General features: G+C 71.0%; 22 protein-coding genes. 5 read left to right on the top strand and 17 right to left on the bottom strand.

All coding sequences use genetic code 11. From position 1 onward, the window contains the following. Window positions 1–207: 207 nt before the first annotated feature. Window positions 208–1,047: a GNAT family N-acetyltransferase gene (locus AB0K07_RS27195; RefSeq protein ID WP_363759164.1), complete on the bottom strand. Its 840-nt coding sequence runs from the start codon at window positions 1,045–1,047 to the stop codon at window positions 208–210. Between the two features lie 57 nt (window positions 1,048–1,104). After that, entirely contained in the window at window positions 1,105–2,328 is a 1,224-nt protein-coding gene (locus tag AB0K07_RS27190; RefSeq protein WP_363759161.1) for an MFS transporter, read from the bottom strand. Between the two features lie 111 nt (window positions 2,329–2,439). Between AB0K07_RS27190 and AB0K07_RS27185 the strand changes: the two genes are divergently transcribed. Then, a complete protein-coding gene (locus tag AB0K07_RS27185; protein WP_363759158.1) occupies window positions 2,440–3,018 on the top strand; it encodes a PadR family transcriptional regulator in 579 nt (192 codons plus the stop codon). An 82-nt stretch (window positions 3,019–3,100) separates the two neighbouring features. Here AB0K07_RS27185 and ispG read toward each other — a convergent pair whose 3' ends face one another. From ispG to AB0K07_RS27165, 4 genes are read right to left on the bottom strand one after another with little or no spacing between them, the layout of a single operon-like run. Further along, the gene (ispG, locus tag AB0K07_RS27180; RefSeq protein ID WP_363759155.1) at window positions 3,101–4,273 is read right to left on the bottom strand and encodes a flavodoxin-dependent (E)-4-hydroxy-3-methylbut-2-enyl-diphosphate synthase; all 1,173 of its coding nucleotides are present in this window, start codon (window positions 4,271–4,273) and stop codon (window positions 3,101–3,103) included. 8 nt (window positions 4,274–4,281) lie between these two features. Further along, window positions 4,282–5,532, bottom strand: coding sequence for a site-2 protease family protein (locus AB0K07_RS27175; RefSeq protein ID WP_363759153.1), 1,251 nt, complete (start codon window positions 5,530–5,532; stop codon window positions 4,282–4,284). Next, window positions 5,532–6,743: a 1-deoxy-D-xylulose-5-phosphate reductoisomerase gene (gene dxr, locus AB0K07_RS27170; protein WP_363759151.1), complete on the bottom strand. Its 1,212-nt coding sequence runs from the start codon at window positions 6,741–6,743 to the stop codon at window positions 5,532–5,534. The genes AB0K07_RS27175 and dxr overlap by 1 nt, the downstream gene beginning before the upstream one ends. Before the next feature lie 43 nt (window positions 6,744–6,786). Further along, window positions 6,787–7,431 (bottom strand): Uma2 family endonuclease, encoded by a 645-nt coding sequence (locus AB0K07_RS27165; RefSeq protein ID WP_363759148.1) that lies wholly within the window; start codon window positions 7,429–7,431, stop codon window positions 6,787–6,789. 182 nt (window positions 7,432–7,613) lie between these two features. Here AB0K07_RS27165 and AB0K07_RS27160 point away from each other — a divergent pair, with 182 nt between their 5' ends. After that, window positions 7,614–7,778 carry a hypothetical protein gene (locus AB0K07_RS27160; protein WP_363759182.1) on the top strand — a complete coding sequence of 55 codons (165 nt, stop codon included), beginning with the start codon at window positions 7,614–7,616 and terminating at the stop codon, window positions 7,776–7,778. A 324-nt stretch (window positions 7,779–8,102) separates the two neighbouring features. Here AB0K07_RS27160 and AB0K07_RS27155 read toward each other — a convergent pair whose 3' ends face one another. Together AB0K07_RS27155 and AB0K07_RS27150 are read right to left on the bottom strand one after the other, a co-directional pair. Next, window positions 8,103–12,053 carry a CARDB domain-containing protein gene (locus tag AB0K07_RS27155; protein WP_363759145.1) on the bottom strand — a complete coding sequence of 1,317 codons (3,951 nt, stop codon included), beginning with the start codon at window positions 12,051–12,053 and terminating at the stop codon, window positions 8,103–8,105. Window positions 12,054–12,448: 395 nt separating this feature from the next. Beyond that, a complete protein-coding gene (locus AB0K07_RS27150; RefSeq protein WP_363759142.1) occupies window positions 12,449–13,006 on the bottom strand; it encodes a GNAT family N-acetyltransferase in 558 nt (185 codons plus the stop codon). 48 nt (window positions 13,007–13,054) lie between these two features. Here AB0K07_RS27150 and AB0K07_RS27145 point away from each other — a divergent pair, with 48 nt between their 5' ends. Both AB0K07_RS27145 and AB0K07_RS27140 read left to right on the top strand, forming a co-directional pair. Continuing rightward, a complete protein-coding gene (locus AB0K07_RS27145) occupies window positions 13,055–13,912 on the top strand; it encodes a YhjD/YihY/BrkB family envelope integrity protein (RefSeq protein WP_363759139.1) in 858 nt (285 codons plus the stop codon). Between the two features lie 122 nt (window positions 13,913–14,034). Then, window positions 14,035–15,630, top strand: a complete 1,596-nt coding sequence (locus tag AB0K07_RS27140; protein ID WP_363759136.1) for an NAD(P)/FAD-dependent oxidoreductase — start codon at window positions 14,035–14,037, stop codon at window positions 15,628–15,630. Here the strand turns inward: AB0K07_RS27140 and AB0K07_RS27135 are convergent. After that, window positions 15,611–16,264 carry a TMEM175 family protein gene (locus tag AB0K07_RS27135; RefSeq protein WP_363759179.1) on the bottom strand — a complete coding sequence of 218 codons (654 nt, stop codon included), beginning with the start codon at window positions 16,262–16,264 and terminating at the stop codon, window positions 15,611–15,613. The two genes, AB0K07_RS27140 and AB0K07_RS27135, sit on opposite strands and share 20 nt — an antisense overlap. A gap of 196 nt (window positions 16,265–16,460) precedes the next feature. Next, window positions 16,461–18,041 (bottom strand): Rieske 2Fe-2S domain-containing protein, encoded by a 1,581-nt coding sequence (locus AB0K07_RS27130; RefSeq protein WP_363759133.1) that lies wholly within the window; start codon window positions 18,039–18,041, stop codon window positions 16,461–16,463. A gap of 198 nt (window positions 18,042–18,239) precedes the next feature. Between AB0K07_RS27130 and AB0K07_RS27125 the strand changes: the two genes are divergently transcribed. After that, on the top strand, window positions 18,240–18,461 hold the full coding sequence (locus tag AB0K07_RS27125; protein WP_252416691.1) for a DUF2631 domain-containing protein: 222 nt from the start codon (window positions 18,240–18,242) through the stop codon (window positions 18,459–18,461). Window positions 18,462–18,546: 85 nt separating this feature from the next. Here AB0K07_RS27125 and AB0K07_RS27120 read toward each other — a convergent pair whose 3' ends face one another. The 7 genes from AB0K07_RS27120 to rpsB form a co-directional block, all read right to left on the bottom strand. Beyond that, a complete protein-coding gene (locus AB0K07_RS27120) occupies window positions 18,547–19,746 on the bottom strand; it encodes a DivIVA domain-containing protein (protein ID WP_363759130.1) in 1,200 nt (399 codons plus the stop codon). Between the two features lie 31 nt (window positions 19,747–19,777). Next, window positions 19,778–20,935: a 23S rRNA (adenine(2503)-C(2))-methyltransferase RlmN gene (gene rlmN, locus AB0K07_RS27115; protein WP_121655232.1), complete on the bottom strand. Its 1,158-nt coding sequence runs from the start codon at window positions 20,933–20,935 to the stop codon at window positions 19,778–19,780. 104 nt (window positions 20,936–21,039) lie between these two features. Then, window positions 21,040–22,440: a phosphatidate cytidylyltransferase gene (locus AB0K07_RS27110; RefSeq protein WP_363759127.1), complete on the bottom strand. Its 1,401-nt coding sequence runs from the start codon at window positions 22,438–22,440 to the stop codon at window positions 21,040–21,042. A 276-nt stretch (window positions 22,441–22,716) separates the two neighbouring features. Continuing rightward, window positions 22,717–23,274: a ribosome recycling factor gene (gene frr / locus AB0K07_RS27105; protein WP_121655235.1), complete on the bottom strand. Its 558-nt coding sequence runs from the start codon at window positions 23,272–23,274 to the stop codon at window positions 22,717–22,719. 88 nt (window positions 23,275–23,362) lie between these two features. Further along, the gene (pyrH, locus tag AB0K07_RS27100) at window positions 23,363–24,130 is read right to left on the bottom strand and encodes a UMP kinase (protein ID WP_363759124.1); all 768 of its coding nucleotides are present in this window, start codon (window positions 24,128–24,130) and stop codon (window positions 23,363–23,365) included. 160 nt (window positions 24,131–24,290) lie between these two features. Continuing rightward, window positions 24,291–25,118, bottom strand: a complete 828-nt coding sequence (gene tsf, locus AB0K07_RS27095; RefSeq protein WP_363759121.1) for a translation elongation factor Ts — start codon at window positions 25,116–25,118, stop codon at window positions 24,291–24,293. Between the two features lie 138 nt (window positions 25,119–25,256). Next, the gene (rpsB, locus tag AB0K07_RS27090; RefSeq protein ID WP_363759118.1) at window positions 25,257–26,141 is read right to left on the bottom strand and encodes a 30S ribosomal protein S2; all 885 of its coding nucleotides are present in this window, start codon (window positions 26,139–26,141) and stop codon (window positions 25,257–25,259) included. Between the last annotated feature and the right edge of the window lie 223 nt (window positions 26,142–26,364).

The raw sequence follows: 26,364 nt of genomic DNA, 5'->3' as shown, positions 1-26,364 counted from the left end.
CCCAGACCGTGCAGGTCTCGGCCTACCCCGACGCCTACGCCCAGTGGGAGCAGCAGGCCACCGACCTGGTCAGCAAGCACTGGAACAGCTGACCCACACAGCAAAACGACACCGACCACTGGCCGGCACCCCAACCGGGGTGCCGGCCAGCGGCATGTCCACACCAGGACGACCGACGGACCAGCCGGCCAGCGCACGCACGACCGGTCAGAAGAGGACCGTGGCGAGGGTGCCGACCGGCTGGAAGCCGCAGCGCTCGTAGACCCGGCGGGCCGGCAGGTTGAAGTCGTTGACGTACAGACTGACGGTCGGGGCGACCCGCAGCAGCGCGTCGCGTACCACGGCCGCCATCGCGGCGGTGGCGATCCCGCGGCCCCGCCACTCCGGCGCCACCCAGACGCCCTGGACCTGCGCGGTCCGCTTGGTCACCACGGCCAGTTCGGCTTTGAACACGACCTTGCCGTCGACGAAGCGGGCGTACGCCCGACCGGAGCGGACCATGTCGTTGACCCGTCGGCGGTAGCTGCGCCCGGCGTCCTCGGCCAGCGGGGAGACGCCGACCTCCTCGGTGTACATGGCCACCGCCGCTGGAAAGAGCCGGTCGACCTCACCGGAGCGGACGCGGCGTACCTCCGGGTCGACCGGTACGGCCGGCAGCGCGTCCGTGGCCAGCAGCGGCTGGTTGGGGCGGACGTCCCGGGCCGGACCCCAGGTGCCGGAGAGGCGGTCCCACAGCCCGAGGACGGCGTCCGCCCGGCCGACGATGGATGAGCAGAGGCGCTCCTCGCCGGCGAGCAGGTCGGCGAAGGCGGCCACCGCGGCGTCGGTGGCGAGCACCGGGGTGAGGTTGCCGCCGAGCCAGCAGAGTGATTCGAGGTTGCGCCGTGCGCCGTACCCCAGGATCCTGCCCTCGGCCCGCCACCAGGAGAGCCCGCGCGCGGCGATGCGCTCGGCGACCTGCGCGCCCGCGAACGGGTCCAGGTCGAGCAGTCGCTCGACCGCGCGGCGCTCCGATTCCCCCAGTTGCCGTACCGGCACCGTCAGCACATGTACCACCCTGCCAGATCGCACCCCCGCCCCGCCGGCCGAGTGGCGAGGCCGGTCTTAGACGGTCACCGGCTCGTCCGCCGGGCTGATCGACCGGGTCCGGCCGGCCCACCGGACGACCGGGGGCACCAGGGCACCGAGCAGGAGGAACAGCCCACCCAGCACCAGCCAGCCGGGTACGCCCCAGCCGAGCGCCAGGGTGGCCACCACCACGGGTGCGAGCATCTTGCCCAGCTCGTAGCCCATGCCGTACGCCCCCTGGTACTGCCCCTGCGCGTCGGCCGGCGCCAGCCCGAAGGAGATCCCCCATCCGGCGGCGGAGTGCCACAGTTCCCCGGTGGTGTGCACCAGCGCCCCGAGGCCGAGCAGGCCGACAGCGCCCATCGTGGGCAGGGCGCCGCTCGCGGCGAAGAGTACGCAGGCCAGCGCGATGGCCACCCCGGCTCGGCGGGCGGCGCGGGCGGCCCCGGGAACGGTGCTGGCGCCGCGGGCGGCGCGTACCTGGAGGAGCACCACCAGCACGGTGTTGACCAGCGTCAACGCGGAGATCATCCAGGCCGGCGCGGCGGTGTGCCCGGCGATCCACAGCGGCAGGGCGATGGTGAGCAGGCTGAAGTGCATGGACATCAGCCCGTCGAGCAGGGTGAAGGCGAGGAACGGGCGGTCCCGCAGGGCGATGAGCCGCGGCCCGTGCGTCGGGGCGGCGACCGGTGCGACGGTGGGCAGCCGGAGGAGGACCGCCGCCGCGCCCAGCGACGCCGCTGCGGCGGTCAGGATCAGCGCGACGTACCCGGCGCGGGTGTCGGCGGCGATGGCGAACCCGCCGAGGACGGCGCCGACGGAGATCCCGACGTTGGTGGTGGCCCGCAGGTAGGCGCGGGTGTGCACCCGCTGGTCGGCCGGGATGGCGCCGGCGATCAGCGCGCCCCGGGCGCCGCGCTCGACCGCGTCGGCGAGCGCGGTGGCGGCGCCCACCAGCAGGAAGGCGGGGAACGAGCGGACGGTGATCAGCCCCGCGGTCAGGGTGCCGGCGGCGACCAGTGCGCCGACCTGGACGCCGCGCGGGCCGACGCGGTCGGCCAGGTAGCCGCTCGGCGCGCTGGCGAGCACGCCGACGAGCGCCGAGATGGTGAGCCCGACCCCCACCTGGGTCGCCGTCAGGCCGACCGACCGGGTGAGGAAGAGCGCGCTGGCGACAAGCCAGAGGCCCCGCCCGACGGTCTTGACCAGGGTGCCGAGGGTGAGAACCCGGGCCGGGCCGGGTGGGGGGAGCAGGCGCATGCCCGCCACCATAGCAAGACGTACGTACGGTTTTTAAGCCCGCACTTGTCGGCGATGCAGTGCCGATATATCGTTGATGCATCAGCGACAGTACGTAGAGAGGAAGAACCGATGAGGTTCCACCGACAGCACCACGCGATGCATGAGGCCCGGATGCGGGGATTCGGCTTCCCGCCGGTCCCGCCCGGACACGGCCACGAACACGGCGGCCCCTGGGGCGGCCGGGGTCGTGGACGGGGCCGGGGTCGACGCCCCAACGTCCGTGCCGCCGTGCTGGCCCTGCTCACCGAGCGGCCGATGCACGGCTACGAGATGATCCAGGAGATCGACTCCCGCACCGGCGGTGCGTGGCGGCCGAGCCCGGGCTCGATCTACCCGACGCTCCAGCTACTGGAGGACGAGGGTGTGATCGTCGCCAGCACGGAGGAGTCCGGCGGCGGGCGGAAGCGTTTCACGGTCAGCGAGGCCGGTCAGGCCGAGGCGACCGAGGCCGCGCAGACGCCGCCGTGGGCGGACGTCGCCCAGGGCACGGTCAGCAGCTGGCACGACATCCGCGACTCTGGCGCCCAGGCGATGAACGCCCTGCGCCAGGTGATGATGAACGGCACCGACGACCAGCGGGAGCGGGCCGCCCAGGTGCTCGACGAGACCCGGCGCAAGCTGTACGCGATCCTCGCCGAATCCGAGTGACGCGCGGCGGCACCACAGCACCGGACACGACGAAAGCGGCCGTTCCCCGCGGGGAACGGCCGCTTTTCCGTACGGAACAGGATCAGTGCACGGTGACGGTCGGGCCGGTGATCAGCCCGCGCAGCTCCTCGGGAAGCTCGGCGCCCATCTCGTCGGCGATCCGCAGCGCCTCCTCGATCAGCGTCTCCACGATCTGCGCCTCGGGCACCGTCTTGACGACCTTGCCCTTGACGAAGATCTGGCCCTTGCCGTTGCCGGAGGCGACGCCGAGGTCGGCCTCGCGGGCCTCCCCCGGGCCGTTGACGACGCAGCCCATGACGGCGACCCGCAGCGGCACCGGCAGCCCTTCCAGACCGGCGGTGACCTCCTCGGCGAGCTTGTAGACGTCCACCTGGGCGCGACCGCAGGACGGGCAGGAGACGATCTCCAGGCCCCGCTCGCGCAGCCCCAGCGACTCCAGGATCTGGTTGCCGACCTTGATCTCCTCCACCGGCGGGGCGGAGAGCGACACCCGGATGGTGTCCCCGATCCCCTCGGCGAGCAGGGCACCGAAGGCGACCGCCGACTTGATGGTGCCCTGGAAGGCCGGCCCGGCCTCGGTGACACCCAGGTGCAGCGGGTAGTCGCACTGCTCGGCCAGCTGCCGGTACGCCCGGATCATCACGACCGGGTCGTTGTGCTTGACCGAGATCTTGATGTCCCGGAAGCCGTGCTCCTCGAACAGCGAGCACTCCCACAGCGCGGACTCGACCAGCGCCTCGGCGGTGGCCTTGCCGTACTTGCTGAGCAGCCGCTTGTCCAGCGAGCCGGCGTTGACGCCGATCCGGATCGGCACCCCGGCGTCGCCGGCGGCCTTCGCGATCTCCCGGACCTTGTCGTCGAACTGGCGGATGTTGCCCGGGTTGACCCGGACCGCCGCGCAGCCGGCGTCGATGGCGGCGAAGACGTACTTGGGCTGGAAGTGGATGTCGGCGATCACCGGGATCTGCGACTTCTTGGCGATCGCCGGCAGCGCCTCGACGTCGTCCTGGGACGGCACGGCCACCCGGACGATCTGGCAGCCCGACGCGGTCAGCTCGGCGATCTGCTGAAGCGTGGCGTTGACGTCGGAGGTGAGGGTGGTGGTCATCGACTGCACCGACACCGGCGCGCCGCCACCGACCGGCACGGAACCGACCATGATCTGGCGGCTCGCCCGGCGGGGTGCGAGCGGCGGGGGCGGTACGGCGGGCATACCGAGACTGACAGCGGTCACTTCAGCACTCACCTTGGGAAGAGCGTGATGGGGTTGACGACGTCCGCGGTGATGGTCAGCAGCGTGAACACGCCACCGATCAGGATCACCACGTACGTGAAGGGCATCAGCTTGAGGTAGTCGACCCGCCCGGGGTCGGCACGGCCGATCTTCGCGTACAGCCAGGACCTGGCCCGTTCGAACCAGGCGATGGCGATGTGGCCGCCGTCCAGCGGGAGCAGCGGCAGCAGGTTGAACACGCCGATGAAGAAGTTCAACGAGATGAACAGCGTCACGAACAGCAGCCAGGCCTTGTTGGCGAACGCCTCGCCGCCGAGCCGGCTGGCGCCGACCACGCTGATCGGGGTGTCCACGTCACGTTCGCCGCCGGTGATGGCGGTCCACAGGGCGGGCACCTTCTGCGGCAGCCGCTGCAACGCCTGGACGGTGCCGACGGCCAGCTCGCGGGTGAAGTCGGCGGTGGCGCCGAACGCCGCGACCGGACCGTAGGTCACCCGGGTGGGCGTGGTGGGCACGAGACCGACGCCGAGTGCGGCGACCGGGGCGACGGTGCCCTTCGGGTCGTCGAGCGGCGGGCGCTGGGTCTGTGCGAGCACGGTGCTCGTCTTCGCCGGCTGCCCGTCGCGCACGTACTCGATCTGGGCGTTGTCGCCGGGCTTGAGCCCCCGCAGGGCGACCAGCAGTTCGCCGTAGTTGTTGATCGCCGTGCCGTTGATCGAGGTGATCCGGTCACCGTCGCGCAGTTGGGCCTGGGCGGCGGGGCTGGCGGCGTCACCGGGCGCGCAGGCGCGGGGGGCGTTCTCCGGGACCACGCAGTCGGACAGCGCGATCACCGCCGGCTCCTGGCGGATCTGCGCCTCGGTGGTGGGGAAGTCGCGGTTGGGCAGGCCGAGCGAGACGGCGGCGATCCAGATCGCGATCAGTGCCAGCGCGAAGTGGGTGATCGAGCCCGCGGACATGACGATCGTCCGCTTCCAGACCGGGTAGCGCCACATCGCCCGCGGCTCGTCGGCCGGGTCGACGTCGTCGTCCTGCGGTGTCATCCCGACGATCTTGCAGAAACCGCCGAGCGGAATGCCCTTGATGCCGTACTCCGTCTCACCCCGCTTGAACGACCAGAGGGTGGGACCGAAACCGACGAAGTACTTTGTGACCTTCATCCCGAACGCCTTGGCGGTCAGCATGTGACCCGCCTCGTGCAGGCTCACCGAGACGAGGATGGCCAGGGCGAAGAGCGCCACCCCGAGCAGGTTTGCCATCAAGCTCCTTCCACCGAACCCGCGATGATCTCCTGCGCGTGCGCACGTGCCCACGACTCCGCCGCGAGCACGTCCTCGACGGTACCTGGTTCGGCGAAGTCCGGAGCCTCCTCCAACACGCGTTCGAGGGTGTCGACGATGCCGAGGAACGGCAGCCGGCCCGCCACGAACGCGGCCACGCACTCCTCGTTCGCCGCGTTGTAGATCGCCGGCCGGCAGCGCCCGGTCTCCCCGGCGGCCTTGGCCAGGGCGACGGCCGGGAACGCCTCGTCGTCGAGCGGCGCGAACTCCCAGGTGTGCGCGGCCGTCCAGTCGACCGCGGCGGCGGCCCCCGGGACGCGGTCCGGCCAGCCGATGCCCAGCGCGATGGGCAGCCGCATGTCCGGTGGGCTGGCCTGGGCGATCGTCGACCCGTCGACGAACTCGACCATCGAGTGGATCACCGACTGCGGGTGCACCATCACGGTGATGTCGGCGTAGGGCACGTCGAACAGCTCGTGCGCCTCGATCACCTCCAGCGCCTTGTTGACCATGGTGGCGGAGTTGATCGTGACGACGGGCCCCATGTTCCAGGTCGGGTGTGCGAGCGCCTGCTCGGGTGTGACCTGCGTCAACTCGTCGCGCCCCCGACCCCGGAACGGGCCGCCGCTGGCCGTGACGATCAGCCGACGCACCTCGCCGCGCGTGCCCGAGCGCAGGCACTGGGCCAGCGCCGAGTGTTCCGAGTCGACCGGGACGATCTGCCCCGGCCGCGTCACCGCGGCCTTGACCAGCGGGCCGCCGGCCACGAGCGACTCCTTGTTGGCCAGCGCGAGAGTACGACCACAGCGCAGCGCGGCCAGCGTCGGCGCGAGCCCGAGCGAGCCGACCACCCCGTTGAGCACGATGTCGCACGGCCACTGGGCCAGCTCGGTCATCGCGTCCGGCCCGGCCACGATCTTGGGAAGCTTGAAGTCGCCGGTGGCCCAGCCGCGCCGGCTCGCCTCGGCGTAGAACGCCAGCTGGAGGTCCTGCGCGGCGGACGCCCTGGCCACCCCGACCGCGTCGACGCCCAGTTCGAGGGCCTGCGCGGCGAGCAGTTGGACGTTGCCGCCGCCCGCGCCCAGGGCGACCACCCGGAACCGGTCCGGGTTGCGCCGGACGATGTCGATGGCCTGCGTGCCGATCGAGCCAGTGGACCCGAGCAGAACAAGGTCGCGAGGGGAAGTCACCCGACCATTCTTCCCCACTGCCGCTGCACGCCCGCTGGGAGCCTCAGGCGTCCCCGTCCGGCTCCTCCGGCGGCGCCTCCTCGCCGAGCAGGTCGGCCGGATCGATGGAGAACTCGAACGGCTCCCGCATGACGAAGCGCGTGCCGGCCGCAGCGGCAGCCACCGGCCGGTACTCCCCCTCGGTCAGCTCGTACAACGCGATGGTGGGCACCCGATTGCGCAGGTCAACCCGGAGGAAGAAGGGCACGCCTGCGGCTGCGTACTCACGCGGGCGGTCGATGATGTCCTTCCGCCGGTTCCCAGGGGAGACGATCTCCCCGAGGAGCACGGCGTGCCGGATGTCCATCGTCGTTCGACCGCCGCCGGGAGCGTCGAGAATGACGATGTCCGGAATGAAGAGGTCCTGGCCCGAGACGATGTTCGTCTCAAGGTAGAGCCACAGCTTTGCGCGACGGGCCGCCTGCTTGAGGAGGTAGGCGAGGTCCAGCTCCGCATCCTGATGGTCGTACCCGGCATGTGGTGTCACGATCACGCTTCCGCTCAGGACCTCAACCTTGGGGCCGTTGGTCTCCGGCAACAGGTCGAGGGCGAGCTGCGCGGTCCACGGCTCGTCGTGCCACCGCAGCACGTCGAACGACGGCTCGGTGTGCTGCGGTGCCGGCTCCGGCGCGAACGCTGCCTGGGCCATCCGGGCTCACCCCCTCAGCGGGACATTCTGCTCAGGTCAGCCTAGCCACCGCAGCCCCAGTTGTGCGTCATCGCACACCCAGTGCGTCAGCGCCTGACAGCGGACCGCCGGAGTCGCCTCGCTGGGTTTCGAACCCAGACGGGAAAGGCCTCACCCGGTCATCAGCGCAATGGAAACGCGCCATGATCAGCATCCCGGATGTGAACAGGGACCGGGTTCCTGATTTCTGGACCCGGTCCGGCACCGACGGGATGATGCGGATCTACCACCCATCCACCACCAACACAGGCGGCGCGGTGAAGGTCGTCCTGGGCGACGACTGGCGCGGGTTCAAGTCCTTCGGCTGACCCCAATCTCGTAGAGCGACACGGCAACGGCCCTGAGTAGCTGTCTACTCGGGCCCGTTGTGCCCCAGACTCCGTCACGCACCATCGGTAGCGGTCACTTTCATGAGCGCTTATACCCCAGAGTCATATTGATACCTACCAGGTATACCGCTCATCGAGAGGTCGCCGCCCGGACGGGAGGACCATGGGCGGCCCTATCGACCGGCGGCGCCGCCCGCGGCCGGCGGCCCGACGCCCACGACGGACCCTGCGCCGCAGTGCACAGCACGGAAGTCGGGGTGTCCGCAGCTTCCGGACACCCCGACTTCACTGAAACCGTGTCGATCAGGGAGTGATGACGAACTGCGACCCCGGCTGGATGACGATGTTGCCGTCGGCCGAGTTGGTGATGGTGACGTTGGTCAGGTTCGCGTTGCCGCGGGCGCCGCCCATGGCGAGGATGCCGGCACCGTTGTTGGACTTGTCGATCCGCACGTTGGTGATCGCGACGTTCGGCATGTTGCCGCCGCCGTTCTTGAACTGGATGCCGTCGTACGTGGAGTCGACGATGTCGGTGTCCCGGATCGTGACCCCGACGATGTCCCTGGTCGCGGGGAAGAGCGTGATGGCGCCGAACTCCTGGTCCTCGTTCCAGAAGGCGCCACCGGTCCGGTAGAGCCCGTTGTTGGCGATCAGCGTCGTCCCGGAGAACGGCAGCGGGTCGTGGTCGGTCGCCAGCATGATGCCCGGGTAGTTCGCGGTGTCGTAGATCAGGTTGTTCTCGATCGAGTTGTCGTAGCCGCCGTAGATGGCGATGCCGTTCGCCCGCCACGGCAGCTGGATGGTGTTGTTGACGAAGTGGTTGTCGTGGGCGATGTCCACATTCCGGTCCTTGACGTACGGGTTGGCCCAGACCGCGAGCGCGTCGTCGCCGGTGGTGCGGAAGGACGAGTTGAACACCCGCGAGTTCCGCGTGCCGTTGCTGAAGTTGATGCCGTCGGCGTAGGTGTTGCGGATCCGCATGCCGCTGAACTCCAGCCCGTCGGCCGGGCCCCAGAGGTCGGGGATGTTGTCGTAGTCGCGGCCCACCCAGACGCCCACGTTGGCGTGCTCGATCCAGACGTTGCTGATCCGGGTGCCCGTCCCGAACCGGCCGTTCAGACCGACGCCGCCCTCGCCGTTGCCGTCACCACCACGGATCCGGCCCGAGCCGAAGATCGCGATGTCCGAGATCTGGGTGTTCTTGTCGATGTCGAAGCCGAAGTTGCCCTCGTGCGGGTGGTTGATGCCGCCCACCACGTTCTGCGGCTCGGTCAGCGTGTAGAGCTGCGAGTGCCACATTCCGGCGCCCCGGATCGTGACGTCGCTGATGCCGACCTGGTTGTGCGTACCCCGGTTCAGCGGGTCGTCGGTCAGGATCTTCTGCTCCTGCCGCCACTGCCCGGCCGGGATCCAGACGCAGCCGATGACCCCGTTCTGGTCGTCGGTGACCGCCCGCTGGATGGCGGCGGTGTCATCCAGCCCGTCGTTCGGGACCGCACCGTACGACGTGATCGAGGTGCACCCGGCCGGCTGGCTCGCCGCTGGCGCCACCTGCTCCAGGTCGATCATGTCGATGATGTAGAACGAGGCCGAGTCACCGGCGTCGCGCTGCAACTTGAACCGCGTGCCGGCCGGGTAGGACTGCGACAGCAGCGCGTTCGACTCGTCGAACAACCGGCGGGCGTCGGCCTGCGGGGTGTTGGTCAGCGCCTCCGGCCCGTCGGTGTTGCCGTAGAGCCAGCTGTGCCGCGACGACAGGGTCAGCTTCCGGGAGAAGACGTCGTTGATGTAGAGACTGATGGTCGCCTCGATGCCGCCGCCACCGGGCGCGTCCGGGATGGAGTTGCGCACCACGATGGAGTTGGCCTGGTTGGTCGAGGTGAACTGGACGAACTGCCCGGTGCTGTTCAGTCGTACCGACTTGCGGCCGGAGGACTCGGTCGCGAAGTTGGTGTGGCCGAAGGTGCGCAGCGGGTCGGTCTCCAGCAGCACGCCCTGGTACTGGGCGGCCTCCGCCTCGTAGGAGACGTACGGGACCGCAGCTCCCCGCCCGACGACGATCGACTGGCTGAAGGCGTTGTTGGTCTCGTTGGTCTCGGCGACCGCATTGGTGGCGTCGGCGGTGGCGGTGATGGTGGCGCCGCCACTGGTGGCGGTCCAGCTCCCGGCGACAGCCACGGTGACCGTCGCGCCGGCGGCGATCGAGGCGGTGTTGGTGTTGAGCGTGGTGCCGCCCACCGTCAACCGGGTGACCGTGGTCGCGCCGGTCGCGGTGGTGCCGCGGTTGCGGACCGACACGGTGAACGTGACGGACGCCCCGACGGCCGGGTTCGGCGGGTTGGAGGTGATGCCGAGCACCTGCAGGTCGGGGCCCGGCGCCTGCGAGACCACCAGCGGCGTGGCAGCGGTGAAGCTGTTGTTGCCGTTGTTCTGCTCGACGATCGTGTTCGTCGGGTCCACCACCGCCGTGACGGCGTAGCTGCCCATCGGCCGGGTTCCGGCGTTGAACGAGACCGTGGTCGAGGCGCCGGCGCTGAGCGCGCCCACCGCGGCACTGCCGACGACCGCGCCGGCCAGGCTGAAGTTCACCGTGGTGGCGCCGGCGGCCGCCGAGCCCACGTTCTGGACAACGGCCGAGAGGGTGACCGGGCTGACCTCGCTCGGTGCCGCGGGCGACCAGGTCGTCGAGGTGATGACCAGGTCCGGGTTGGGTGCCGGCGTGCCGCACACCTCAAGCTCGGCCACCTGACCCGACGGCGCCCCACTGTTGGCGGTGAACCGCAGCTGCACGTCGGCGGTGGTCGCGCTGACCGGGATCGTCACCACGTTGTTGCCCTGGACGAACTGGTAGCTCGCCGCCGACACCAGGTTGGTGTACGAGGACGAGGCCTGGTCGCGGCCGAGGACCTGGATGGTCTGCGTACGGGTGCCCCAGGCCGGGTCCGGGTTCAGCTTGACGGTGACGGCCGAGATGGAGTGGTTCGCGCCCAGCGCCACGGTCAGGTTCTGCGGGTAGCTCGCCGCGCCTTCCCAGTACGTCGCGAGCTGCCCGTCGTTCGCCTTCTCCGGTGTGAAGGTGAAGGTGGAGCCCGTCGCCGTCATGGCCTTGCCCTGCGCCACGTTCGTACAGGCGGGCGGCACGGTGCCGGTCCGGGTGACCGTGTTGCTGTTGCCGGACAGGTTGCCCGCGCCGTCACGGGCGCGAACGTAGTAGGACACGGTCGCCGTCGAGGGCTGGTTGTCCTGGTACGTGAGGACGGTGCCCAGCGTCGCGATCAGGCTGCCGCCGCGGTAGACGTTGTAGCCGGCCAGACCACTGCCGCCGGTGTCGGTGGAGGCACCCCAGGTGAGGGTGATCGTGTTGCCCGACGTGCTGTGTGACAGCGTCCCCGGGACGCTCGGCGCGGTGGTGTCACCGCTGCCGGTACGGGTCACCGTGTTGCTGTTGCCGGAGAGGTTGCCGGCGACGTCGCGCGCCCGGACGTGATAGGACACGGTCGCCGTGGTCGGCTGCGTGTCGTTGAAGGTGGTCACGTTCGCGACCGACTGGAGGAACGCGCCGTTGCGGTAGATGTCGTAGCCGGCGATGCCGCTGCCGCCCGGGTTGTCGGTGGACGCGACCCAGTTGAGGGTGATCGTGGTGCCCGACTGGGTGTACGAGAGGTTGCCCGGCACGCTCGGCGCGGTGGTGTCCGGACCGCCGCCGCCGCTGCCGTACACCTCGAGCTCGGAGAGCTGCCCGGCCGGCCAGCCGCTGTTGGCGGTGACGTTGATGCGTACGTACCGGGTGGCGGTCTGGTTGAAGTTGATCGTGACCGTGCTGCCACTCGCCGGGTTGAAGGTGTAGGTCTGCGACCCGACGAGGTCGGTGAACGACGAGCCGTTGGCGCTGCCCTGCACGCTCAGGGTCTGCGTACGGGTGGCCCAACCGGAGGTCGGCAGCTTGAGCACGACCTGGTTGACGGTCTGCGACGAGCCGAGATCGACCTGCACCCACTCGGGGAAGGCGTTGTTGACGCTCTCCCAGTAGCTGCCCGCGTTGCCGTCGACGACCTTCGACGAGTCGTAGACGTCGGCGTGGCCGCTCTCCTGGGTCGGTCGACCCTGGGCGAGGTTGGTGGCCGCCGGGGCGAAGGCGGTGCTCGTCGTGCCGGCGGAGCGGGGGGTCTCCGCGTTGGCGACGGCCGCCGAGGGCGCGACGGCCGCCGACCCTACGGTGGCGACCACCGTGGCCGCGACTGTCGCCGCCACCATCCTGAACAGATTCGTTCGTCTCATCACTGTCCTGTCGTTCGGGGGACGGTGCCGCGGGGAGACCACGGCGGGGGCGTGACTCGGCGCATCGTCGGCCGGACGCGTGGGGGCGCGCCGGCCGGTGTGGGTGAGAGATGCCAGAGAGGCGAGGTGGTGGCGGCAAGAAGGGGAGAAAAACCGCCAAAGAGGCGGCCCGCCGGAAGTTGCGACGCCATGCAAAGAATCAAGCACACCTTTGTCGAGATTTTGCAGGACGTTGACCAGATGTTACTGACGTGCTACGAGGGCGTCAACACTTCGACCACCGTGACTATTGATGCCTGCCCATCCGCCGACCCTCCCGAAACGGGAAGGGCCCCCTGTCACCGCCGGGCGGTGACAAGGGGCCCTTCCTTTCACGGTCCGCTGGTCGGGGCGGCCAGCACGAACGTCTCCAGCACCTCCCCGCCGTACCAGTCGGTGCGCCGGCCCACGTGGGCCATGCCCAGGCGCCGGCAGACCGCCATCGACGGATCGTTGCCCGGCGAGACCACCGCGTAGATCTCCGGCGTACCGGTGGTGAACTCCCGCGACATCACCGCACGGGCCGCCTCGGTCGCGTAGCCGTGGCCCCACGAATCCGGGTGCAGGTGCCAGCCCACCTCGATGTTCCCGGTCAGCCGCGTCTCGTCCGGACCCGGCAGGGGCTTCAGCAGCACCGTGCCCGCCACCAGCCCGGTGTCCCGCACCTCGATCGCCCAGGTGCCGTACCGGCCGTTGTCGTCAGCGTGCCGGTCCTGCCAGATCCGCAGCCGCTCGGCGGCCTGCCCCGGTTCGGTCATGGGCAGCCCGGGCGACACGGCGAGCCAGCGGGTGATCTCGGGACGGGAGTAGATGTCGTAGATCCGGGCCAGGTCGGTCGGGTTCGCGGTCCAGTCACGCAGGATCAGGCGTTCGGTGGTGAGAACGGTCATGGCGGGTCTTAATGAGTGGCGGACCCGACGACAGGGAAAGAGATCGCGGTGGGCAGCGGATGGCGGCGGACGAAGCGGATCATCAGCGCCGCGTTCCGCCCCGTGCGCGGACGGGACCTGTCGCTGCACGCCGCCGCGATCACGTTCTACGGCGCGATCGCCGTGGTGCCGGTGGCCCTGCTGGCGATCTGGCTGACGTCGCTCGTCGCCGGGGCCGACCGGGTACGCCGGCTCACCTCGTACGCCGTGGAGGCGCTGCCCACCGCGATCGGCGCACCCCGGGCGGTGGCCGCGCTGGTCGACGCCGGGACGCAGTTGACCCCGCTGCTGGCGCTGGCCTCCCTGCTGCCGGCGTCGCTGTACGGCGAGGGTCTGCGCCGGGCGTTCGTGTCGGTGGCCGCGCCCCGCACCGACGAGCACCTGATCGGCTGGCGGGGCCGGCTGTTGCTGTTGCCGCTGCTCGCGCCGGCCCCCGCGCTGCTGCTGTCGATCCTGCTGGCGCTGCCGCTCACGACCGGCCTGGTCCGCCAGGGCGGCTGGGTCGGGGCGCTGGGCGTGGTGCTGTCGTTCCTTGCGGTCTGGCTGGTGCTCACGCCGGTGCTGGTCTGGGTGTTCCGGGTGGTCGGGCCGGCATCGCCGGACTGGCTCTCCACGCTCGGGATGGGGTCGTTCACCGCGGCGAACCTCTCCGGCTTCCTGCACGGCTTCGTGCTCTTCGCCTCCCTCCCGCTGGACCTGGGTGCGCCGTTCGGCGGCTTCGACGAGATCGGCGCCGGCGTCGCCGTGCTCCTCTGGCTCTACGTGTTCCACGTGATCGTGCTGGCGGGCTACTCGGCCACCCTGGCCCTCTCCCGCTGGCGGGCCCAGCGCGCCGGTCAGCGGCGGAAGGGGCCGGCGACCTCGTAGGTGCAGGCCTGGGCCGGGCTGGGCGGGGGCGGCCAGCGCAGCGCCGGCCCAGAGGCTGCCGGAGGCCGGGACCGCAGCGAAGGGGTTACCCGGCGGGTCGGCCCGGACTAGGCTGCCGCGGCATGAGCAGCGAACTTCCCGCCCGAGCCGACGTCGTGATCGTCGGTGCGGGGCACAACGGTCTGGTCTCCGCGATCCTGCTGGCCCGCGCCGGCCTGGACGTCCTGGTACTGGAAGCCGCCGAGGTGATCGGCGGCGCGACCCGCACCGAGAACCCGTTCCCGAAGGTGCCGGGGCTGCGCCACTCCACCGGCTCGTACCTGCTCGGGCTGATGCCGCCGGAGCTGCTCGCCACGCTCGACGTACGGATCCCGGTGCTGCGCCGCGACCCGCACTACTTCCTGCCCACGCCGGGCGGCCTCGGCTCGCCGTACCTGCTGTTCGGCAGTGACACCGCGGCGACCCGCGCCCAGCTCGCCGAGTTCTTCTCCCCCGCCGACGTGGCCGCCGACGACGCCATGCAGGCCGAGCTGGCCGCGCTGCGCGAGGATCTCGCCCCGGCCTGGCTCGCCGAGCCGCTGACGGCCCAGGAGACCGCCGACCGGCACGTCCGACCGGCGCTGCGGCAGATCTTCGTCGACCTGGTGCAGGGCTCGGTCGCGGACTACCTCGCCCGGTTCGAGTTCCGCTCCGAGCTGCTGGTCAGCATGTACGCGGTCACCGACGGGCTCTCCGGCCTGAACGCCGGCCCCGACGACCCCGGGACGGGCCACAACTTCCTGGTGCACAACATGTGCAGACTTCCCGGCTCGGGCGGCACCTGGATGATCGCCGAGGGCGGGATGGGCACGGTGTCGCGGACCTTCGCCGACGCCGCCCGCGCCGCGGGCGCGACCATCCTGGCGGGTACGCCGGTGACCGGGGTGACCCTGGACGGCGGCGCGGCCAGCGGCGTCGTGCTCGCCGACGGCCGGCAGGTCGCCGCCCCGGTGGTGCTCGGCGCGTGTGACCCGTACCGGCTGATGGACCTGCTGCCCGACGGTGCGCTGCCGGCGCCGCTCGGCGCACGGATGGCGGCGGTCCGCCGTCCCGGCACCACCCTCAAGCTCAACCTGGCGCTCACCGGGCTGCCCCACTTCTCCTGCCTGCCGGCCGGCACGCCGAGCCCGTTCGGCTCGACCATCCACCTGCTGCCCGGCTCGGCGTCACTGGTCGGCGGCGACGACACCTCGCCGATGGCCGCGCTGCGCGCGATGTGGGCGGACGTGCAGGCCGGGCGGCTGCCGGCGGAGCCGACCATCGAGTGGTACCTGCACACCACCGTCGACCCGTCGCTCTCCGACGCGGCGGGGCACCACTCGTCGGCGCTCTTCGTCCAGTCGGTCCCCTACGAGCTGACCGGCACCACCTGGGACGCGGCGCTGCCCGGCTACGTCGACCGGCTGATCGGGATCGTCGAGCGGTACGCCCCCGGCACCGCCGACCTGATCGCCGACGCGGTGCCGCTGCCCCCGCCGGGCATCGAGGCCCACTTCGGCATCACCGGCGGGCACATCCACCACGTCGACAACACCGTCTCGTTCACCGACCGGATGCCCTACGCCACCGGGATCGACGGTGTGTACGCCGGCAGCGCCGGTTGCCACCCGGCCGGCAGCGTGATCGGGGCCGCCGGCCACAACGCCGCCCAGCGGATCCTCAGCGACCTCGGCCGCTGACCCCGTCGCCGACCTCGGAGGCGAAGCGGGGCAGGTCGCCGGGGCGGCGGATGAGGGAGAGGCCGACGAGCAGCAGGTAGAGGACCAGGCTGAGGATCGGGTCGACGAAGACGAAGGCGAAGGCGGTCAGGTAGAGCAGCGGACGCACCAGAAGTCGCCGGGACACCGCCCGGGCCAGCTCGGGGTCCAGGTCAGGGTGAAGCAGTCTGCGCTGGCGGGCCCACCACCAGCTCAGGTTGAAGAAGAGCGACTCGCCGAGCACGGTGCCGAGGTAGAGAGCGGCGGTCAGCCGCTGCTCGGTCGCGCTCCCGCGCAGATTGTCCGACAGCAGGTCGGCGGTGAACGGGATCGCGGCCACGAAGAGCAGCACGAGCAGGTTGAAGACCACCAGCGGCTGGTCGACCCGGACCACGTACCGCCACATGTTGTGATGGCCGAGCCAGATCTGGCCGGCGATCCCGAAGGTGATCACGTAGGCCAGGTAGGTCGGCCAGGCGTGGGCGAGGGCGTCCGGCAGTTCCCTTCCGCCGGCCCGGGCCGGGCCGTTCTGGAGCAGTTCGACGGCCATGACCGTCAGCACGACCGCGAAGACGCCGTCGCTGAAGGTCTCCACCCGCGCGGCGTCCCGGGCCATCTCCCGCCCGCGCCCGTACCGGTACCCGCCCTTCTGCGCGTCCGCCCCCGCCACGCCCGCCCCGCTCTCGATGGTGACCGGTTGCTACCGGACTGCGGCTTTCGCCGCTCTCCACTGCATCGTGGCGCATCGGGGGGCCGCGCGGACGCGGATTGGGCGGGCGGCCGGGCACCACCTCGGGTGCCCGGCCGGCTCGTCAGCTCAGCGCCTCGCCGGCGGGGGCCGGGGTGTCGGCGTCGACGCGGTGGGCGCGGACCTTGTGGCCGACGCTCGTCAGGCAGCGGCCGCTGGGCAGGTCGAACCGCCAGCCGTGCAGCTGGCAGGTGAGCTGGTCGCCCTCCACGATGCCGAACCGGGTCAGGTCGGCCTTCAGGTGCGGGCAGCGCCGCTGCACCACCCAGTCGCCCAGGGTGATGTCCTCGGCGTCGGTGGTCCGCTCGTGCTCGTCGTACCAGCCCTCGGCGTACTGGAGCCGCTCCTCGGAGAGGCACTTGAAGAACGCGTAGACGAACTCGTTGTACTGGCCGATCCGGGCCGCCGAGAACCGGCAGGAGAGGAAGAGCGAGTTGACCCAGTCCACCTCGTCGACGTACAGCAGGTGCTCGATCAGCGCCCGCTCGGTACGGAACCGGTAGCGGACCTTCTCGTCGGCGTACGGCCGGACCTCCTTGCCCGGGAAGTCCACCACGATCGACTCGACGCTCTCACCGTCGTAGCCCACCAGGTCGAACCGGACCGGACCGCCGACGCCCTTGGCCAGGTAGATCGACTCGTCGAGCAGCGGCTCGATCCGGCTCTTCATCTGAGCGAGCACATCCACCTCGGGGTGCCGCCAGGACGCCTTCTCCGCCTCGATGATCGGCCGCTTGCGCTCCCGCATCTCCTCCAGGTGGGCGACCTTGTTCGCGAAGAACTCCTCGACCGGCACCGGGTGGGTGGTGGTCGCGCCCTCGGTGGTGACCTCGGCGACGCTGCCCGGCAGCAGCACGATCCCGTTGGTGCCGCCGACCTTGGCGTACTCCGCCATGAAGACGGACTGGTCGGGGAAGATGTTGCCCTCGTCGCCGTGGATGTCGTTGAACTGCCACAGCGCGTCGTCCAGGAAGCACGGCGGGCCGGCGATCGGGAAGACGTGCGAGGCCTTCAGGTCGTCGATGTAGCGCCACGTCCGGTCGAACTGCCGGTCGCGCTTCTGCTTGCCGAACGCGGTCTTCGCCGCCTGCGGCAGCTCGTAGACCATCGGGTACCAGATCGCGCCGGAGAACTGGAGCAGGTGCGCGTGCACGTGCCCCAGCTCGGCGAAGACGCTCAGGTCGGTCGGGCGGGCGTCGTTCTGGTTGAGCAGCCGCACCCCGTCGTACTCCACCCAGAGCGAGGAGTCGCCGATCGGGCCGTCGGTGGGGCTGGTCAGCGCCTGAATCATGATCTTCAGCCCGCCGTCCAGCTCGACGACCTGCTCGTTCGGCGCCTTCAGGAACTTCGTGAAGCCCAGCGCCCGCAGCTCGTCCTCCATCTCGGAGGTGGGGAACTCGGGCAGCAGCACGGTCGCCTGCTTCGACACGTGGTCCCTCAGGTGCGCCGCGTCGAAGTGGTCCCGGTGCAGGTGGGACACGTACAGGTAGTCGACCTGACCCAGGGTCTCCCAGTCGAGCAGGGAATTGTCCGGAAATGGAAACCACGACGCGAAGTAGGCCGGGTTGACCCACGGGTCGCACAGGATGCTGCCCGCGGCCGTGTCGATCCGCATGCTGGCGTGCCCGGTTCCGGTCACTCGCACCGCACAGTCCCCCTCAAACAGACAATCAGGTGTACGCCAAACGCTACCGGAGGGAGTCTGACCGCCGCCTCGCGACGCCGGTAGTGCCGTCCGACCCGGGTGGGCGGGGCCCGATGACCGGGAAACACCCACCGCGCCGCCCCGGGCAGGAGGCGTGCCAGACTAACCGGAGATCCGATCGCGAGGGAAGGACCGACAGTGGCAGGAAGCGAGCCGGTAACGTCGCCAGACCAGCACAAGCCCGGACACCGGAAGTCCGGGCGGATCGGCGCGGTCCTCACCGCGCTGGCGCTGCTGGCGATGATCTGCGGCAACCACGAGGGCAGGGTCGAGGACATCTGGCTGGTCGGCCTGGCCGCGCTGCTGCTGATCATCGTGATCGGTGACGCCGTGCTGCGGCGCAACGGTCTGCGCTCCTGACCCGACCGACCGCCGGACGACCGGCCGACATACGCCGAGGGCCCGCCCCCACCCGGGGACGGGCCCTCGTCCGTACGCGTCGGGGTCAGCGCCCGAAGAGGATGTCCTGTACGTCCTTGAGCGCGGCGTCGACCTCGGCCTCGAAGTAGCCGCCGGGCACCAGACCGAACCGGAGCGTGTCCAGGTCCTTCGGGTTGACCGGCATCGGGTTGCGGCCCTGCATGCCACCGAGCAGCGTCTCGAAGAACCGGTCGACCTGGTCCGGGTCGTACCCGCTGCCGAACCGGCGCACCTGGAAGCGGCGCCGGATCTGGTCGACCCGGTACAGGTCGCTGCCGGGCGGACCGGCCATCGGCGGGCCACCCATCGGCGGGCCGGGCACGGCGGGCGGACCGGCCATCGGCGGGCCGCCCATGCCCTGCTGCGGCATCGGGGGCGGGCCGGCCGGGCCACGGCGCATGTCGCGCAGGTCCCGTTCGGGCATCCGGATCTCGGCGGTCATGTCGGCGCGACCGTGCCGACCGGCCTCGAAGCCGTCGAAGCGCGGCTCCTCGGGCGGGTAGCCGCCGGCCGAGCGCTGGTCGTCCGGGCCGTAGCCACCGGGCGAGCGCTGGTCGTCGGCGCCGTACCCACCGGGCGAGCGCTGGTCGTCCGGGCCGTAGCCACCGGGCGAGCGCTGGTCGTCCGGGCCGTAGCCACCGGGCATGCGCTGGTCGTCCTGGCCGTAGCCACCGGGACCGGCGGGCAGGCCGCGCGGCGGGAGGCCGTGACCGCCCATCGGGCCACCGGGACCCATCGGGCCGGGGCCGGCCGGGCCGCCGGGGCCACGCGGTGCGTCGTAACCGCCACGGGGGGCGTCGTACCCACCGGCGAAGGCCCCGGTCGGCTCGTCGTACCTGCCGTAGCGATCGGGCGGGCCGGCCTGCGCCGGCATCGGCCGGGGCGGCATCGGCTGCGGGACCATGCCCCGGTCGTCGCGCATCGGCGGGCCCATCCGGTCCGGCGGACCCATCCTGGGGTCGCCGCCGCGCCCGGCGGCGCCGCGCTCCTCAAGCTCGGCCAGCTGCCGCTCGACCCGGTCCAGGTGAAGGTCAACCTGCCACTCGTCGTAGCCGTTGAACCGGACCCGGAAGACGACGTCGTGGACCTCCTGGGAGGCCACCGGCGCGCCGACCTGCCGGCCGTCTAGCGTCGCCTCGACCCGGTCGAGGAAGGCGTCCACCTCGTCGACCTTGTATCCCCGGCGGAGCGCCTTGCGCCGGAAACGCTGACCCTGACTCGCCACTATGTCTCCTGGTCTCGTTCGCCACGCCCGGTCACGCCGGTGCCTCTCCGGCGCGGTCGGTGTTGGTGTCGTTGTCCTCGGCGGCGGCGAGCTGGCCACACGCGCCGTCGATCTCGCGACCTCGGGTGTCCCGAACGGTGGTGGACACCCCGGCGTCGCGCAACCGCCGGACGAACTCCCGCTCAACCGGCTTCGGGCTGGCGTCCCAGCGGCTGCCCGGCGTCGGATTGAGCGGGATGAGGTTCACGTGGGCCAACTTGCCGGCCAACAGCCGCCCGAGCAGGTCAGCTCGCCACGGCTGGTCGTTCACGTCCTTGATCATCGCGTACTCGATCGACACGCGACGGCCCGTCCGGGCGGCGTAGTCCCACGCTGCGTCCAGCACCTCGGCTACCTTCCAGCGCTGGTTTACCGGCACGAGTTCGTCGCGCAGATCATCATCGGGCGCGTGCAACGACAACGCAAGGGTCACTGAGAGGTCTTCGCTGGCCAGTCGGCGGATGGCCGGAACCAGCCCGACCGTGGAAACGGTGATGTGCCGCTGCGACAGGCCGAGCCCCTCCGGAGCCGGGCTGACCAGGCGACGGATCGCCGCGATCACCCGGGAGTAGTTGGCCAGTGGCTCACCCATGCCCATGAACACGACGTGCGACAGCCGCGGCGGGGAACCGGCGACCGCACCAGAGGCCGCGACCCCGGCCAGGTACACCGCCTGGTCGACGATCTCGGCGGTGGACAGGTTGCGGGTCAGCCCGGCCTGGCCGGTCGCGCAGAACGGGCAGGCCATGCCGCAGCCCGCCTGGCTGGAGATGCAGACGGTGACCCGGTCCGGGTAGCCCATCAGCACGCTCTCCACCAACGCGCCGTCGTGCAGCCGCCAGAGCGCCTTGCGCGTCGCGCCGTCGTCGCAGGCCAGCTCGCGCACCGGGGTGAGCAGCGTGGGCAGCAGCTGGTCGGCCAGCCGGTCCCGGGTCGCCGCGGGCAGGTCGGTCATCGCCTGCGGGTCGCGGACCAGCCGCCCGAAGTAGTGGGTGGAGATCTGCTTGGCACGGAACGCTGGCTCACCCAACCCGGCGACCAGCGCCTGGCGGCCGGCCAGGTCCAGGTCGGCGAGGTGCTGCGGTGGCATGGAGGCCCGGCGTGCGGCGGGGGCGTCCGGGGTGGCGGGGATCAGCGGCAGGCTCGTCATGGCTGGTCCAGTGTGTCACGCCGTCGGCGGCAGGTACCCCTCCGGAGGTGTCGAACCGGCCCCGACCGCCGGGGCGGGATGACCGGGACGCCGTGATCCATGCCTCAGTTCACCACCGGCACGAAGATCGCCAGCAGCAGGTACGCCGTCGGCACCGCGAACAGGATCGAGTCCAGCCGGTCCATCAGGCCGCCGTGACCCGGCAGCAGGTTGCTCATGTCCTTGACCCCGAGATCCCGCTTGATCATCGACTCGGCCAGGTCACCGAGGACCGCCGCGCAGGAGACCGCCAGCCCGAACAGCGCGCCCCACCAGGGCGCCAGGTCGAACATCAGCCAGAGCAGCAGGGCGCTGCCCAGAGCCGCCGCGGTGACCGAGCCGGCGAAGCCCTCCCAGGACTTCTTCGGGCTCACCGACGGCGCCATCGGGTGACGACCGAAGGAGACGCCGGCCGCGTACCCGCCGGTGTCGGAGAGGACGACCGCGATCAGCGTGGCCAGGATGCGCAGCGGACCATCGTCGGGGGCCGCCGCCAGCAGCGCCGCGAAACCGCCGAGGAACGGCACGTAGACGGCGATCAGGGTGGCCGCGGTCAGGTCCCGCTGGAAGCCGGCCGGGCCGTCGCCCAACCGCCAGATCATGGTGCCCAGGACGGTGACCAGCAGGCCGAGGCTGAGTGCGTCCGGGCCGGCGAACCAGGCCAGGCCCACGGTCAGCACGCCACCGGCGATCAGCGGCACCAGCGGCGGGTGGGCGCCGCTGCGCCGGACCGCCCGGGCCATCTCCCAGATGCCGACGGCGATGGCGGCGGCGATCACCGGCAGGAACGCCAACGGGTAGAACACCAGCGGCACCACGATCAGCGCCCCGAGACCGAGCCCGACCCCGATGGCCGCCGGCAGGTTCCGGCCCGCCCGCCCGGTGCCCGCCTGCTGGGTGGCCGGCCGGTCGGCACTGGCCCGGCGTCGGCCCTTCGACCGCCGACCGGACGGAGGCTCCGACCCGGTCACCTCGTCGTGGTCCGGCGCGATGTCGGCACGGATGGGCGCGAGCTGCGCGGTCGGATACGCGGACTCGTCGTCGTAGCGGACCGGACCGGCGCGGTCGTCGAAGCGCTCCGGGTCGTCGTATCGCACCGGGGCGTCACCGCCGGCGGGCGGGCGGTCACCGTACCGGCCGCCGCGACCCCGGTCGTCGTACCGGTCGGGCTGGTTCCGGTCGTCCTCGTACCGGTCCCGGTCGTCGAAGCGGTCGCGCCGGTCCCGGTCGTCGAAACGGTCCCGGTCATCCGGGCGGACCATCCGGCCGCGCTCGTCGTACGGGTCACCGGAGTACGGGTCGGCGTACGGGCGGGTGCGGGACTCGGCGTACACCTCCGGGCCCGCGGCCGGACGACTGGTCCACTGGCCCGGTTCGAGCTCCTGGTCGGGCCAGGGCAGGGCCGCCGGCCGCTCCGGCCGGTCCCAGCCGCGAGGCTCGCCACTGTAGGGGTCGGGGTGGGACATCACGCACCGCGACGCGGCACGAGAACCACCACATGACGCAAGACCACAAGCATCCCCTACCGGCGCGACTTCGTTCCTCTGGTTGACCGCCCCGACGGTCGGTCGATTCCCGGTGTTCACCGCTCGGTGGCCGGGAATCCTGCCGAGCCTACTGCACCCGCCGCCGGGGCGAGGCGGACGATGGCGCCCCGCGGGACCACACGGCACGAGGCCCGGCCCCGGATCGGGGCCGGGCCTCGTGGCGCGGCATGACGTCGGACGGGTGCCGGGTCGGGGTCAGACCTCCAGCAGCTCCGTCTCCTTGTGCTTGACCAGGTCATCGATGCTGGCCACGTAACGCTGGGTCAGGTCGTCCAGTTCCTTCTCGGCACGGCGACCGTCGTCCTCGCCGGCCTCGCCGTCCTTGACGATCCGGTCCAGCTCCTCCTTGCCGCGGCGGCGGACGTTGCGGATCGCCACCTTGGCCTCCTCGCCCTTGTGCCGAGCCACCTTGATCATGTCGCGGCGGCGCTCCTCGGTCATCTGGGGGAGCAGGATGCGCAGCTGGTTGCCCTCGTTGTTCGGGTTCACCCCGAGGTCCGAGTCGCGGATCGCCTTCTCCATCGCATTGATCTGCGAGTTGTCGTACGGCTTGATGATCGCCATCCGCGGCTCGGGGATCGCGACGGACGCCATCTGGGTCAGCGGCGTGGGGGTGCCGTAGTAGTCAATGATGATCTTGGAGAACATGGCGGGGTTCGCGCGACCGGTGCGGATGGCCCCGAACTCCTCCTTGGCGTGCTCGACCGCACGCTCCATCTTTTCCTCGGCCTCGAGGAGGGTGTCGTCGATCACCGGTCTCCTCGCCTCCTTCTGTGCTCGTCGTGGGCTCTGCTGAAAGTCGCCGGGACCGCTGCTGCCGTCGCCGCGGGCGGGGCGGGGCTCAGGCGGTGATCAGGGTGCCGATCTTGTCGCCACCCACCGCGCGGATGATGGTGTCGTCACCCTGCGCGCCGAAGACCAGCATCGGCAGGCCGTTCTCCATGCAGAGGCTGAACGCCGCCGCGTCGGCCACCCGCAGGTTGCGGCGCAGCACCTCGGAGAAGGTGATCGAGTCGAACTTGCTGGCGGTGGGGTCGATCCGGGGGTCGGCGGTGTAGACGCCGTCCACGCCGTTCTTGCTCATCAGCACCACGTCAGCGCGGATCTCCAGCGCCCGCTGGGCGGCCACCGTGTCGGTGGAGAAGTACGGCATCCCCGCGCCGGCACCGAAGATGACCACGCGGCCCTTCTCCAGGTGCCGGATCGCCCGCAGCGGGATGTACGGCTCGGCGACCTGGGCCATGGTGATGGCACTCTGCACCCGGGTCTCGATGCCTTCCTTCTCCAGGAAGTCCTGCAGGGCGAGGCAGTTCATCACGGTGCCCAGCATGCCCATGTAGTCGGCGCGGGCCCGGTCCATCCCGCGCTTCTGCAGCTCCGCGCCGCGGAAGAAGTTGCCGCCGCCGACCACCACGGAGACCTGCACGCCGCGGCGGACCACGGTGGCGATCTGCCGGGCGATGGCCTGGACGACGTCCGGGTCGACGCCGATCGCGCCGCCACCGAAGACCTCGCCGGAGAGCTTCAGCACCACCCGGCGGGCGCGTCCGGGCGGCGGCGCCGTCGGATCCTCCACCGCCAGCGTCCGGTCACTCACAACCTGCGTCATCCGCCCCGCCCTTCCCCACGCGCACGCCCCGTGCGGCGCGTACCGCGAACCTGCCGCTGCCGACCTTATGTGACGAGGAGGCCGCGGTGCCTGTCACGTACACCGGCGGCCTCCTCGTCGACGTCTCCTGCCCACGGCGCCAACGGCGCCTGGCGGCGGCTCAGGCCTGGCCGACCTCGAACCGCACGAAGCGGGTGACCTCGATGCCGGCCTCGGCCAGCACCTGCTTCACCGACTTCTTGTTGTCGGTGACCGACGCCTGCTCGATCAGGACGTAGTCCTTGAAGAAGGCGTTCACCCGACCCTCGACGATCTTCGGCAGCGCCGCCTCGGGCTTGTTCTCCTCGCGGGCGGTCTGCTCGGCGATGCGCCGCTCGGACTCGACGACCTCGGCCGGCACCTCGTCCCGGGTGAGGTACTTCGGCCGCATCGCGGCGATCTGCATCGCGACGCCACGAGCGTCGGCGTCACCGGCCTCGTCCGCCGTGCCCGCGTACTGCACCAGCACGCCGACCGCCGGGGGCAGGTCCTGGGCCTTGCGGTGCAGGTAGACGGCGGTGGTGCCCTCGAGCTTGGCGAACCGGTTCAGGACCAGCTTCTCGCCGATCTTGGCGGACTGCTCCTGGATCAGGTCGGCGACGCTCTTGCCGTTCAGCTCGCTCGCGAGCAGCTCCTCGGCGTTGGTCACGCCGGAGCGCTCGCCGTGCTCGACAAGCTGCTGGGCCAGCGCGATGAACGACTCGGTCTTGGCCACGAAGTCGGTCTCGCAGTTGAGCTCGAGCAGCGCCTGGCCGGAGTGGGCGACGAGGCCGTTGGCGGCCGTCCGGCCGGCCCGCTTGCCGACGTCCTTGGCGCCCTTGACGCGCAGGATCTCGGTGGCCTTGTCGAAGTCGCCCTCGGCCTCGGTCAGCGCCTTCTTGCTGTCCATCATGCCGGCGCCGGTGAGGTCGCGGAGCTTCTTGACGTCCGCGGCGGTGAATTGGGACATGGCTCTCTCTTCGGTGTTGAGACGGCGTGTGGATGGTCAGAGGTGCCGGTTACCCGGATCCGGGCCGATCGTGCCCGGCGTACCGTCGCCGCCCGCCGCCCGTACGAGAAAACGGACGGCGGGGCAGCGACGGTGCGGTCACTCCGCGGCGGCGGTCGCCGGCTGCTCGGTCTGGGCCGGCTGCTCAGCGGCGGCCTGCGCCGGCTGCTCGGCCGGGGCAGCCGACTCGTCGGCCTTCTTCGGCTGCTCGAGCAGCTCGCGCTCCCACTCGGCCAGCGGCTCGTCGCTGGCGACACCCGCCTCGGGCTTCTCGTCGGTGCCCCGGCGACGGCCGGAACGCGCGATGAGACCGTCCGCGACGGCGGCGGCGACGACCTTGGTCAGCAGCTCGGCCGACCGGATCGCGTCGTCGTTGCCCGGGATCGGGAAGTCGACCTCATCCGGGTCGCAGTTGGTGTCCAGCACCGCGATCACCGGGATGCCCAGCTTGCGGGCCTCGTCGACGGCGATGTGCTCCTTCTTGGTGTCGACGATCCAGACCGCGGCCGGCAGCTTCTGCATGTCCCGCAGACCACCCAGCGTGCGGGTCAGCTTGATCTTCTCGCGGGAGAGCTGCAGGGTCTCCTTCTTGGTGTACCCGGCGGCGGTGCCGCTCAGGTCACCGAGGGCCTCCAGCTCCTTCATCCGCTGAAGGCGCTTGTACACCGTCTGGAAGTTGGTCAGCATGCCACCGAGCCAGCGGTGGTTGACGTACGGCTGGCCGACGCGGGTCGCCTGCTCGGAGATCGCCTCCTGAGCCTGCTTCTTGGTGCCGACGAAGAGGATGCTGCCACCCTCGGCGACGGTCCCGCGCACGAACTCGTACGCCTTCTCGATGTAGTCGAGCGTCTGGCGCAGGTCGATGATGTAGATGCCGTTGCGCTCGGTCATGATGAAGCGCTTCATCTTCGGGTTCCAGCGCCGGGTCTGGTGCCCGAAGTGGACACCGCTCTCCAGCAGCTGACGCATGGTCACGACGGCCATGGTGGGGTACTCCTCAAGATCCCTGGTTGTCACGCCCGGCCGGTGGCCGGGCGTCCTGGCGCCTGGTCGCCGGCCATGGTGTTCCCGATCAAGATCGGGACCAGGGAGGCCGTCGCCCCACGACGATTCGTGGAGAGGGCGCGCGAGGTCGACCGCACGAGGCGGTCGCCAGTTGGCCAGTGTACGCCCCTGTCCGCCCGCCGGGCTGCCGGGTGCGCGCCGC

Source organism: Micromonospora sp. NPDC049301 (genome assembly GCF_040678715.1).
Taxonomy (GTDB): domain Bacteria; phylum Actinomycetota; class Actinomycetes; order Mycobacteriales; family Micromonosporaceae; genus Micromonospora.
The sequence above is the reverse complement of the archived record's forward strand: the minus strand, read 5'-3'. Positions and strand labels throughout refer to the sequence as shown.